The organism is Tindallia texcoconensis, from assembly GCF_055383815.1.
Map to the genome: position 1 here is coordinate 884,183 of NZ_AP042431.1, position 13,222 is coordinate 897,404.

General features: G+C 40.9%; 10 protein-coding genes. All 10 read right to left on the minus strand.

Going from position 1 to position 13,222, the window contains the following annotated elements:
* Positions 1-46: 46 nt before the first annotated feature.
* Positions 47-3,256, minus strand: a complete 3,210-nt coding sequence (carB, locus tag ACZ47N_RS04210; protein WP_464887884.1) for a carbamoyl-phosphate synthase (glutamine-hydrolyzing) large subunit — start codon at positions 3,254-3,256, stop codon at positions 47-49.
* Positions 3,247-4,326: a glutamine-hydrolyzing carbamoyl-phosphate synthase small subunit gene (gene carA / locus ACZ47N_RS04215; protein ID WP_464887885.1), complete on the minus strand. Its 1,080-nt coding sequence runs from the start codon at positions 4,324-4,326 to the stop codon at positions 3,247-3,249. Before carA ends, carB begins: the two co-directional genes overlap by 10 nt.
* A 114-nt stretch (positions 4,327-4,440) precedes the next feature.
* A complete protein-coding gene (gene argF / locus ACZ47N_RS04220; protein ID WP_464887886.1) occupies positions 4,441-5,529 on the minus strand; it encodes an ornithine carbamoyltransferase in 1,089 nt (362 codons plus the stop codon).
* Positions 5,530-5,698: 169 nt separating this feature from the next.
* Positions 5,699-6,049, minus strand: coding sequence for a Veg family protein (locus ACZ47N_RS04225; protein ID WP_464887887.1), 351 nt, complete (start codon positions 6,047-6,049; stop codon positions 5,699-5,701).
* A 36-nt stretch (positions 6,050-6,085) separates the two neighbouring features.
* Complete coding sequence (locus ACZ47N_RS04230) at positions 6,086-6,937, minus strand: universal stress protein (protein WP_464887888.1); 852 nt, start codon at positions 6,935-6,937, stop codon at positions 6,086-6,088.
* A gap of 139 nt (positions 6,938-7,076) precedes the next feature.
* Positions 7,077-7,256 carry a hypothetical protein gene (locus ACZ47N_RS04235; RefSeq protein ID WP_464887889.1) on the minus strand — a complete coding sequence of 60 codons (180 nt, stop codon included), beginning with the start codon at positions 7,254-7,256 and terminating at the stop codon, positions 7,077-7,079.
* A gap of 183 nt (positions 7,257-7,439) precedes the next feature.
* Positions 7,440-8,975, minus strand: a complete 1,536-nt coding sequence (locus ACZ47N_RS04240; protein ID WP_464887890.1) for a leucyl aminopeptidase — start codon at positions 8,973-8,975, stop codon at positions 7,440-7,442.
* Positions 8,976-9,024: 49 nt separating this feature from the next.
* Entirely contained in the window at positions 9,025-10,203 is a 1,179-nt protein-coding gene (locus tag ACZ47N_RS04245) for an AI-2E family transporter (RefSeq protein ID WP_464888410.1), read from the minus strand.
* A 203-nt stretch (positions 10,204-10,406) separates the two neighbouring features.
* On the minus strand, positions 10,407-11,753 hold the full coding sequence (locus tag ACZ47N_RS04250) for a circularly permuted type 2 ATP-grasp protein (RefSeq protein WP_464887891.1): 1,347 nt from the start codon (positions 11,751-11,753) through the stop codon (positions 10,407-10,409).
* On the minus strand, positions 11,750-13,057 hold the full coding sequence (locus tag ACZ47N_RS04255) for a glutamate--cysteine ligase (protein WP_464887892.1): 1,308 nt from the start codon (positions 13,055-13,057) through the stop codon (positions 11,750-11,752). The genes ACZ47N_RS04250 and ACZ47N_RS04255 overlap by 4 nt, the downstream gene beginning before the upstream one ends.
* Positions 13,058-13,222 lie beyond the last annotated feature (165 nt).

The following is a 13,222-nucleotide window of genomic DNA, read 5'->3' on the forward strand; positions in this document are numbered from 1 at the left end:
GGAAAAAAGCCACAATTAGTTTTGCGGCTTCTTCCTTAAACTCCCTTTATGCTTCCTTCTGTTTTTCCATGGCCAAATATTCTTTCAAGGGCTTGTACTGCATCTGTAGGCCTGCTTTTTTCTTTTTGACCACCTGCAGAAATGCTTCTGCTGTCTCTAACACGGTAAAGGTTGGTATCTTATATAAAATCCCCATTTTCCGAAGCCTATGACCTCTAGAGTCCATTCCTTGTCCACGGGTCGGTGTATTGATGATCATATTTATTTTTCCATTCTGAATCAGATTCAACAAATCATCTCCTGCCACTGCTTGACAGGGAATCCCATGTTTCCTTAGATAATCAAGGGTCTTATGGGCACTGAAACATGTAAATCCAATTTCTCCATAGATTTTTGCCAACTCCAACCCTTCTTTTTTATCCGAATCCTTCAAGGAAAAATAAATCCCACCTTCTTCCGGTAGCGTGATCCCTGAAGCAATAAATCCTTTCATAAGAGCCACGGTATAGTCTGGATCAATTCCCAGCACTTCTCCTGTTGATTTCATCTCGGGTCCCAATGCCATATCTACATCCGAAAGCTTTTCCGCCGAAAACACTGGTACTTTAACAGCATAATATGGCTTGGGCGGAAGCATACCCTTTCCATATCCCATATTCTCAATTTTTTCTCCCAACATAGCTCCAACTGCTAATTTCACCATTGGTACACCTGTTATTTTGCTAAGAATTGGTACGGTTCGAGAAGCCCTAGGATTGATTTCAATAACATAGGCTTGGTCTCCTTGTATCACATACTGAATATTGACTAATCCCACCAGTTTCATCTTTTCTACAATGGTTCTCGTCATATTCTCTAACTGATCTATCACCGCTTTTTTTAGATGCTTGGCTGGATACACAGAAATACTATCTCCCGAATGGACACCTGTTTTCTCGATATGGGCCATCAATCCCGGAATCAGAATTTCCATTCCATCTGCTACTGCATCCACTTCTACTTCCATCCCTCGAATATATTGATCAATAAACAGCGGAAATTTCATAGATGCCTCTTTCTTCTCCCCTAAGTAATGCTTGAGTTCCTCTGGGTTTTGAAGACGTTGCATACCTCTTCCCCCGATAACATAAGAGGGACGGACAATGACTGGGTACCCCAATGCCTCTGTTTTCCACATGGCTTCTTCTTCATTTGCAACCATCATGGCCTTGGGCGTAGCTATATGATTTTTTTGTAAAAACTCATTGCACTTCATGCGATCTTCCGCTAAGTCCATGGAGGGAAATTGGGTACCAAGAATCGGAACCCCTCGTTCATAAAGGGCTGGTGCCAAGTTAACAGAAGTCTGTCCTCCCAACTGGACAATAACGCCCTCTGGATTTTCCTGACGAATAACATTCATCACATCGTCAATATGAAGTGTTTCAAAGTAAAGTTTATCTGCTGTATCAAAGTCTGTACTTACGGTTTCTGGATTATTGTTCATCATAATGGATTCATATCCTGCTTCTTTCAAGGCCCATACTCCATGAACACAAGAATAGTCAAATTCAATTCCCTGACCAATTCGTATGGGCCCAGACCCAATAACCAATACCTTTTTATGGGAGCTAATGCGGTTTTCGTTTTCCTCTTCATAACATGAATAATAATAAGGGGTCACAGCTTCAAACTCTCCACTACAAGTATCCACCATCTTATATACTGGATATATTTGATTTTCTTGTCGCATTTTTTCCAGTTCCGATGAATTCCTTCCAGATAAAGCAAGGATTTCTTCATCAACAAATCCCATGGATTCTGCACGGAATAAAAGCTTATGGTTCATAGCTTCCGATACCAGGCTTCTTTCCATCTCAACAATGTTTTGAATACCCCGAAGAAACCATAAATCCATCTTGGTCATGTTAAACAGTGCTGTCAGACTGTACCCCCGGCGAATCCCATCCGCCAAGGCAAATACCCTTTCATCGTCACAGGCTCCAATTTTTTCTTCTAAAGCTTCCTTTGTAAGCCTAGCCATCTGTTCCATTCGAAGTCCTGTGAATCCCCCTTCCAAAGAGGTAATCGCTTTTAGCAAGGCTGCCTCAAAACTCCTGGCAATGGCCATGACTTCTCCCGTTGCCTTCATCTGAGTTCCTAGACTTCGATTAACATGATTGAATTTTTCAAAGGGCCACTTTGGATATTTTATCACCACATAATCCAATGTCGGCTCAAAAAAAGCACTTGATTTTTGTGTTACTGCATTTTTAAGTTCATTTAGACTATAGCCAACAGCTATTTTCGCTGCAATTTTCGCAATAGGATATCCTACGGCCTTAGAAGCCAAGGCACTGGAACGACTAACTCTCGGATTCACTTCAATGACGACATACTCACTACTTTCCGGATTCATAGCAAACTGAATATTACACCCACCAGCTACCTTTAAACTACGAATAATTTTAATCGATGCTTGTCGCAGCATCTGATATTCTGCATCTCGCAGAGTCTGGGAAGGAGCGATGACAATACTGTCTCCCGTATGCACGCCTACTGGGTCCATATTTTCCATATTACACACAATCATACAATTATCTTTATGATCCCGAATCACTTCATATTCAATTTCTTTCCAGCCAGCCACGCTTTGTTCCAACAGTATCTGTCCGATAGGACTCGCTTTCATTCCCCGCTGGCTAATTTCCATCAATTCTTGATGATTTCCAGCAATACCACCACCAGATCCACCCAAGGTATAGGCTGGTCTAATAATCAGTGGATATCCAGCCTCTTGGACAAATTTTTCGCACTGCTCCAAATTCGTGGCAATAATACTAAGAGCTACTGGCTCCTGAATTTCTTCCATTAATTCTTTAAAAGCTTCTCGATCCTCAGCTTTTCGAATGGTTTCACTTTCAACTCCCAGCAACAATACCCCTAAGTTTTCCAAGGTGCCTTGTTCCTGAAGGGTCATGGCAATATTTAAAGCCGTCTGTCCTCCGAAACCAGCTAGGACCCCGTCCGGTTTTTCCTTTTTTATTATTTCCAAAATGCTTTCCTGAGTCATAGGCTCCAGATACACTTCATCGGCAATATCCGTATCCGTCATAATCGTTGCTGGATTGCTATTTACCAAAACCGTTTGGATCCCTTCCTCTTTTATGGCTTTGCAGGCTTGGGTCCCTGAATAATCAAATTCCGCCCCTTGACCAATGACAATGGGGCCAGATCCAAGAATTAGGATTTTCTTCAACTGTTGGTTTAAGGGCATAGCGTTCTCTCCTTCATAAGTTGAATAAACTGATCGAAAAGGTATTCAGAATCTTGAGGACCAGGCGACCCTTCTGGATGGAATTGAACGGAAAAAATTGGTAATTCATGATGCTGCATGCCTTCTACGGTATCATCGTTTAAGTTGCTATGGGTTATGGTCATCCCCTTGTTTATCACGCTTTCGGCTTCAACGGCATACCCGTGATTTTGAGATGTAATGTAGGCTCTGTCTTTTAAATGATCATACACCCCATGATTCCCGCCTCGGTGTCCATATTTCATTTTATAGGTTTTTCCTCCCAAGGCATGAGCCAACAGCTGATGTCCCATACAAATTCCAAAGATTGGTATTTTACTCATCCAGCTACGAATCAGTTCAATTCCTTCCACCGCCTGAGCTGGATTCCCAGGCCCATTGCTAAGAACCAGTCCCGCGGGTTCGTAGGCTTTGATGGCTTCAAAACAAGTGTGATATGGGAATATCATGATGTCACAATTTCTTTTTTTCAGTGCTTCCACTATATTTGACTTGACGCCCATATCCAAAAGTGCCACTCGAAATCCTGAACCATGTATACGCTTAGGTTCCTGAGTACCCACCACTTTCATCCAGTCTTCTTGCAACGCTGTTTCCCGAAGGATTTTTTTCAATACATCCATCTGGAGGTTTTCATTGGAAATCACAGCTTTTAAAACACCACTTCTCCGTATTTTCCGGGTAATACTTCGGGTATCAACCTCCGAGATCCCTATAAGCCCCATTTGCTTCATCATTCCATCTAAGGTCCATTGGCTTAAATAATTGGATGGATGATCTGAGATGGATTTCACCACCACTCCTCGAGCATAAATCCCCTCGGATTCAGATTCCGTCACAGAAACTCCATAGTTCCCAATCAGAGGGTATGTCATTGTAAGCATTTGACCTGCATAGGATGGATCCGTCAATATCTCCTGGTAGCCGGTGACAGACGTATTAAAAACCATCTCTCCAACAGCCGTCCCTATTCTCCCAAATCCTTTCCCCTTATATGTCGTTCCGTCTTCAAGATAAAGTATCGCTTCCATCCTTACGCCCCTTTACGATTCATCTAATCTTCCTAAACACCCTATTCCCTTCTTTATTGGGTTTTATTCCTAGGCCAATTTCATGATGGCCTCTGTCTTTGGAGACCCCTTCCATTAAAAATGACCAGTGGGACCCATGGTAGCTATGAGCATGGCTTTAATCGTGTGCATCCGATTTTCTGCTTCATCAAAAACAACAGACTTAGAGCTTCTAAAGACTTCATCTGTCACTTCCAGCTCTGAAATCCCATGTTTTTCATACACTTCTTTTCCAATAAGGGTTTCCGTATCATGAAATGCTGGAAGACAGTGCATAAAGATGGTCTCTGGATTACCAGTTTTATTCATTAAAAACCCATTTACTTGATAAGGCTTCAAAAGCTTAATTCTCTCTTCAAACTGTTCTTCTTCTCCCATCGATACCCATACATCTGTATAAATGACATCAGCACCTTTTACCCCCTCTGATGGATTTTCAAACCATTCAATGGTCCCACCGGTTTCTTTCGCTACTTCTTCCATTTCTGTCATCAAGGCTTTATCCGGAGCTAAGGAAACCGGGGATACGGCACGGAACTTCATTCCCATTTTAGCCGCACCAATCATCAGAGAGTGGGCCATATTGTTCCGAGCATCCCCTACATAAGCAATGGTTACTTCTTCCAATGGTTTGTCTACTTTTTCCATAATCGTCATCCAATCTGCCAATATTTGTGTAGGATGGTAGTCATCCGTCAACCCATTCCAAACTGGAACTCCTGCATGAGCCGATAAGGCTTCCACCGTCTTCTGGCTATAGCCTCGAAATTCAATACCTTCATAATAACGCCCCAATACTTTTGCTGTATCCTCAACAGACTCTTTTTTTCCCATTTGCGAATCTTTCATATCCAAAAAAGTAGCATTGCCACCCTCCTGCATCATAGCCACTTCAAAAGCACATCGAGTTCGGGTCGATGTTTTTTCAAATAGAAGCACAATATTTTTCCCCTTCAATAACTCATTATGTCGCCCAAACCTTCGCTGATTTTTCAATTCCAATGCTAATTTTAATAAACTTTTAATTTCTTCTGGCGAATGATTTTTCAGCGTTAATACACTCTTCCCTTTCCACGATCTAGTTTCTTCCAAAACTTTGTTTAATGTATGATCGCTGTCAGCCGCTAAAGATCCACCTTTGTGCGTCCACAATTGATTTTTCATTTTCATCACTCCGTTATCAAGATTTTCATAATTATACATTACCATATATATTTATGCAAGTTTTTTCTTTGGAATACAAAAAATAAATAGTCCTGTAGAGAACAGACATATTTCTGTTCTCTACAGGACTATTTATTTTTCACAGTCAGAAAGTCGTCCAAAGACGACTTTAACTGACTTTAATCGGTCTGTTGTTGTCACATACAGTAATTTCAACGGTTTCTGTAAGGACATCGCAATAACTGTAAGACACCTTTCGAATCGTATCAAAATCACCAAATACTTTGACGATAAAGATGCTGGGATAGGTATCTTCCAATATACCTTCCCGAATTACAATTCTTTTTCTTCCTTTATTCGCCTTGAGTGTGACTCGCTTTCCCAGATACCCCTCGATGGTTTTCTTGATTTCGCCCAGCGTGTTTCGATCAGCCAAATCATCACCTCTTTCACCCATTCCTGTATAGAGTTTACCATAAATGAAAGAGATTGTCAATTGATTTAATTGACTATTATACAATTACTCAGCACCCTTGTCAAATGGTATTTTCTTTTTTTATTTTCCGCAAGGGATCAATAACACTGGTCGTTTGGAATGACGAGAAACTGCATCCGATGTGCTTCCCAGCAATAATGACTTCAATAAACCAGCCCCTCGAGTTGCCATAACGATCAAAGTTGCATTTTCCTGCTCGGCTGTTGTGGTGATGATTTTAGAGGGCAATCCCACGCCCACTTTCACCTGGACAATAATGCCCATCTGACGATAGGATTCTGCAATTTCTTCTAATTTTTCTTTATAATCCTCTAAAATCCTTTCCACTTCCTCCCGTGTTTCACCATGTTCAGCGACGGCAATCAAGATGATTTCACGAATGCCACCCTTTATTTGTTTTATTTCATCCAATACCACTTGGGAACATCTGGAAAAATCAACAGGCACCACAATTTTTTCAAATTTACTGATGCATACATTTTGAAGTTTTTCATCTTCATCCTTTCGGTATTTTTCAATTAATACTGGGGTGGTAGTCATGCGAATCAAATCAAAGGTTGTGCTGCCTAAAAATATTTCTCTTAAAATTGTTTTTCCAATAGAACCAATAAGAATCATGGAGGCCTTTTCTTTTTCTGCTACATGGGCAATTTCTGATGCAGCAAATCCACCTAAAACACTTATTTTAGCCGCTACTCCTTTTTCTTTTAGGTCTGTAGCGATGGCCTGTAATTTTTCTTCTGTCTCTTTCTGAATAGAAACAATAGAACGATCTTCTCCAATTCGAAGATCGATCACGTGGACCAATACCACTTCTTCCAAACCATTATCCCTAAGTTCTTGGATACAATTAAGCAATCTACTGGAAGCTGGGGAGAAATCCATAGCAATAACTACTTTTTTTACCAACATAGGCAATCCCTCTCTTTCTGTTCTGATTCACTTTAAAGACAATTGATTTTTTACGTTATTGCTATTGTACCCTTCTTAAGAAAAAAAAAGCATAGAAAAAACGGTTAACACCGCTTTTCTATGCTTTTCTATTTCTTTTTTAGCAAGACCCTCCGGCTCCTTCGCCAGCATAGTTTACCATAAACCGTTTTCCCAGGAATCCAGAACTAAAGTCTACGTTAACTGCTCCAAACTGACTAAAGGTGCTGTCTTCTACTATAAAGTCTATTCCATCTACTACTTGTTCCTTGTCGTTTTCTTTTGCCTCATCCAGAGACAATGCAAATCTTGGCCCTGCTCATCCAATTCCAGAAACGTAGATACGAACTTTTTTTCCGTCTTGGTTTTGCTTTATAATTTCTTGCTTAGCTGCTTCTGTTACACTAATTTTCATAAGATCGCCTCCCTATCCCCCAGGGTATGGGTTTCTTTTTATTATACAGAGTTTCCAGCATTTTGTCAACTATTTGGATGCCTCGTCTTCTAAAAAGCTCGAAGAAAAATTGCAAACCGTCTGAACTAATGTGCTCACAGCCGATCCTGTTCCTCCCTTTTGTTGATGAGGAGCTGGTTTGGAAGTTCTTGCGGTTCCAGCAATATCCAAATGTACCCAGGGACGTTCTTCCACAAAAGCTTCTAAGAACATTCCAGCCGTAATAGCCCCTGCTTGTCGTCCACCAGCATTAACCAGATCGGCTATGTCGCTCTTTAGCTGCTCCTTATAGATGGCATCCAGCGGCAACGGCCAAAGTTTCTCTCCTGCTTCTTTTCCAGCATCCAAAACCGCCTGTTGCCATTGGTGATTATTGGAAATCGAAGCTGTGTAATGATCCCCAAGGGCAATGACACAAGCTCCCGTCAATGTCGCTATATCTATGAGATGGGTTGCTCCCAGTCTCCCTGCAAAGCTAAGGCAATCTGCTAACACCAGTCTCCCTTCTGCGTCTGTGTTGGTTACTTCCACAGTTTTGCCATTCATAGCTGTCAGCACATCCCCAGGACGATAGGCTCTATGAGAGGGCATGTTTTCACAAATCCCCAAAATTCCTATGACGCTGGCAGATGGCTTTAGATCTGCAATTGCCGACATGGCTCCTATCACCGCAGCAGCCCCTGCCATATCTGTTTTCATTTCCTCCATCCCCGATGCAGGCTTCAAGGAAATTCCACCAGTATCAAATGTTAATCCTTTTCCAATTAATCCAATGACCTGTTCCGCTTTCTTTCCATCTCCATCATAACGAAGAACGACCAACTTGGGTTTATGAATACTTCCTTGGGCCACGCCAAGGAAACAACCCATTTCCAATTTTTCGATTTCTTCTTGATCCATCACTTCTACCGACAATCCTTTTCGAGTTGCCAGCGCTTCTGCTTCCAAAGCTAAGTTTTCAGGTGTCATTCGATTTGCTGGCTCGTTTACCAAGTCTCTAGCAAGAACGATTCCTTCCCCGATGCTTTTTCCAATATTAAGGCCTTTTGTAAATTCACTGTCTTCACAGCCTAAAGGCATTATAATTTTCACATGACTAATGCTAAGATCTTCCTCTTCCTTTGTTTTATATTGATTAAACTCATAAAGACCCGTGATAACCCCTTCATGAATAAACCGACCTGCAGTTTCTGCTGACATTGGCATTTCAGGGGCATCTTGTTGAAAAGGTAAAAACCCTATTCGAGTACATTTTGCTTTTTTCCCTTGCCGGCATACTTCTGCTGCTCCCTTCATTAAGGCAGATGGACTAAACTCCGCTTTCTTCCCTAAGCCAATTAACATCAACTTTCTAGCAGGAATTTTATGAAAGGTATGCAGTATTACAGACTCTTTCTCTTTGCCTTTAAAACTCTTTTCTTCCAAGATAGCTGTCAATTGACTTTCCATCTTTTCATCAATCTCCTGCATAGAAGTTCCTAGGCATAACTCTTCTTCAAAAAAACCAACGGCCAGCACGTCTACTTCCAGTAATTCTGATTTTTGTGTTGTCATTTCTATTTTCATGAAATCCCTCCATAGACAGGCGTTCTTATGCACCTGCAAAATAGTATTTTTATTCCTCTTGTTCTTTTTGTTGAATTAATGCCAAAAATAGTTTTTGAAAAAAAAGCCTCATCACGCTAAATACTGGAACACCAAGAAACATTCCCATAACTCCAAAAAGCTTCCCTCCAATGATAATAGCAAAAATAACCCAAAAAGGCGGCATACCTACACTACTTCCTAGAATTTTGGGGCCCAAATAAAGACCATCAAACTGTTGCAACGCTAATAAAAAAACCACTACCCAAAAAGCCTTTATAGGACTATCGATAAGTGTTAAAAGACCTGCAGGAATCATCCCAAGGATAGGTCCAAAATAGGGAATCATATTGGCGACGCCAACAAAAACACTTAAAAGCAACGCATATCGTATATCCATCATCAGCATTCCGATATAGCATAGAATCCCGATAATCAGAGAATCAATGGACTTCCCTACAATAAAACGAGAAAAAAGGTAATCTGCTTCACGACCAAACTCTTTGATCTTTTCCACGCGTTCCTTACGGATAAAAGCCTTCAGCATTGACTCTAAGCCATTTTTAAAAGATTCCTTATCTGCCAAGGCATACACAGAGATCACCAGTCCCAAAATAAAGTTTAAAAATCCAGAAGTAATCGCCATGGCACGGTTAACCAACAGAGAAACAGAAATTTCCATAATTTCACTGGCACGATCTAAATAGTGATCCAAATTTTCTTCAAGGGGTCCTGCAAAGTCATATAAGTCAACATTCATGTGATAAATTTGAATGCTTCGAAAATCCGTGGACCATCTCTGAATAAGCCCCTCAATCATCACCGCATATTCTGGCGCCCGTTTGGCGATATCCCGAACATTAGAGACAATTTGTGGTGCAATAATCAACACTAAGGCTGTCAGCACCCCAGCAAAAATAAGGTATACACTGAAAATACTGATATTTCTCCGAAGGCTTGGACTCTTCTCTTTGCCCAAAATGCGTCGATAAAAACGTGTTTCAAACCACCGTACGCCTGGATTCAGTAAATACGCAATAAAGCCTGCGATGATAAATGGACTCAACAACTTTCGGAGCCACTGGAAACCATTCCCAATACTATCGACAAAGATTGCAAGATTATCAATGGCATGATAAAACACGATAGCAATCACAATTGTCAAGGAGGCGTACAACGTATACTTCAAATACTGTCGGTCCCATTTCATTCCCAACCAAAACCCTCCTGCCACCTTTTGTCATTCCTTCATGCTCTTATTATACCTCATCTATAGATTTTCTTCCATCCGCGATCTCCAGATTCCTTGAATGATAATCCATCTTTCCAAGGAGCGGCTTTTTAGTTCTCCTTTCATCTCTCTTTTAGACCAGGATACCCCCACTTCTATAAGTGGGGGGAATGTCCTTTCTATCAATCCTGTGTTTGATTGACAAGAAGATAGGCGGGAACTGTATAGCACTCCACCACCGATCCTATAATGCTTTTTCTTCCTGTCCTAATGTAAGGACCCTGGAATCTTTGATTATAGACAAAACACCCCATTAGATATTGCTGGTCTTCAAACCATGCCTCTCCTTCACGAAACATTGCCATAGGCATGTGCGGAACATCACAATAGCGCTGAATCAAATAGTCTTTTCCTGCATACTGCTCAAGCATATTTTTCCATTGCTGAAGATCATAGTCTTTTCCAGCATAAACACCGGAAGAGGCATACCAATCTTCCGGTTTTATAATATACTCATTTTTATGATTCGCCCATTGGTCCCACTGTTCAAGGTGGTCTTTGCTTAAAATAGCGGTATACGGGATATGCTGACGGATAAATTCTTTCTCTTCTCTATTCAAAAAGTCTGTGGCTTCTTCTTGGTGCAAGACTGCAAAAAAACGCTTGTTATGTGGAATTTGCGAACGGATCGGACCAACGACACACACGTCTCCTGCTAAGTAGGCATCTATCAATGCCTTTGTTTCCGGATACCGCTCCACCAATTCCCAGCTTACTATTCGCCGATATACCGCATCAATATGAAAATCTCCTGCCATCAACTTTCCATTTTGATACGTCAATTGACGTACATCCACTATTCTTGCAGGACAATTTTTTTCTTCAAAAACTTTTTGAAATTCCACAAACTCAGAGGCAATTTCACTTTGAAACCAATCTACAATAGCAACATTCGGAGGGGTATTACCCCCACTAAACTCCCAGTAATTTTCCAAAAAAGAACTAACCCAACTCTCAAAGAACTCCCCTTCTGAAATATCCCCCTCCGCCACTGGCAACAATTCAACTGCCGGCGAGTTCCGAATAATTCGCTGTAATTCTCTACACTCTGTCATTCCTGAAGACCCATCTGTGTTAATTTCACAAAACTGAAATCGACCATCAAAATGATAAAACACATCCATGCGAGCCATGGGCATCTCCTGAGAGTATCCTGGCTTTTTTAAAATCAAGGTTTCCATCAAGGGATCAAAATCAAAATATGCTCTGAATTTCGGGTTTTTTAAATACTGCTGCGTCACTTTATGAATCAGCATTCCCATCTTTTCAGTTATTTTTTCTAGATCAGACCATTGTTCCAATGTTAAAAAAAAGGGCTGAAAAAGAAATTCCACTGGCTTTCCTTTGTATTGAGCCGGGGAATCCGCTACTTTTGCCAATGCTTCTTGATACCCTTGCCAGAATCCTGCAGGATCTTTTAAAACCATTTCTTCATAGGTTTTAAAGAAAGTACTAGGAGTTGTCTTCATGAACTCTCCTCCTCGAAGCCATGATCAGCCCTAAGGCATTGCATCCATTTGGAATTCTGACGGGCTCTTTCTTTTTCTATGGATGCCAGGGTTTCTTTCCGTATTACTAATGATTCCAAATGAGAAAGCCACTTCTGTTCTTCTTCCTTTAGCCCTCTACGAGCTAAATCAAAAATCATCATCAAGGCCTCTCCATAGGACTGCCCCATGAATTTTCCATCATATCCTTTTTCCATAACTTGCTGTCTCCCATGAGCCAGTTTGGCATCCGACATACCGAGGGATAGCCGATATAAATAAGACAATGCCTCTTTCTGATAAAAAATACCTTTTATCAGTGCAATAAAACCAAAGTTGTAGGGATAAGGGATAGAGTCTGCCATCCTTATTTCAATATATTGTCTTGCTCGGACATCCGGAAACACCATGGAAAGAATATGATCAACTTCAGCGTCGGTTAAATCCTCAAAGCCTTGAATTTCTCCTGCCGTTTTGTCCTTGAATCCTTTAAACCCATCTTCTTCTTTCAGTAAAATAGGACAGGTTCTCAGGATATATCGTGCATAATCACGATATCCAAAAACCTTATCCATTACGCCTGGTATTAACCCACATCTGGCCGGATCTGTCTCGTCCCAAATCGCCGTACGAATACTAGGATGAGCCGCGGCTTTTCCTTCAAAAAAAGGTGCATTATCTGTTAAAAGAGCCAATAGAGGCATTAGAAAATGAGCCACTCGAAATTTTTGTGTAAAATCTTCCTCACTTTCATAGTCTAAGACTACTTGCAAGGATGCGGTTCCTTTCATCATATGATGGGCATACCTACCATATTGTATCAAGTATTCCGACATATAAGCATATCGTTGTTTTGGATTAAAAGGGATGTCCTGAATAGAAGATACGGGATGATAGCCAATACATAAAAGCCATTGTCCTTGACTAGATACAATCGGTAGTATTTTGTTTAAAAACCCACCATAGATGTTTAAAACTTCTTCCGTCTCATAACAAGGCTTTATACTTATCTCTACTTGCCCACCAGGTTCCAGGGTAATGGCATAATCTGCATGTTTCAGTCCAATTAAGAAATCTTTTTCCATAACAGGCTGATGCTGTTCATCTACCATTTGTTTTAAGATATCCCTGATCCCATGAGGTTGATCATAAGAAACACTCTTTCCTGTTTCTTGGTTGACCACAATATGTTCCAGCTCCACACCTACCTGAAATGCTTCTGCAGGTTTTTCGCCTTGCCGAAGAATCTCCATAATTCTATTCTCTTTTCTCTGTAACGGATCCATCTGTCACACCTGCTTTCCTGATGTCATTCTAAAATATTACTTTTTAATTGCTACCCTCTTTCGGATTTTTTAAGCACTTTCCTATTTTTCTGCGCCATAAAGACGCTGGCATCTGGTTAGGGATTCAAAAAACCCTCCTGGGTAAACAGGAGGGGATAAAAGAGC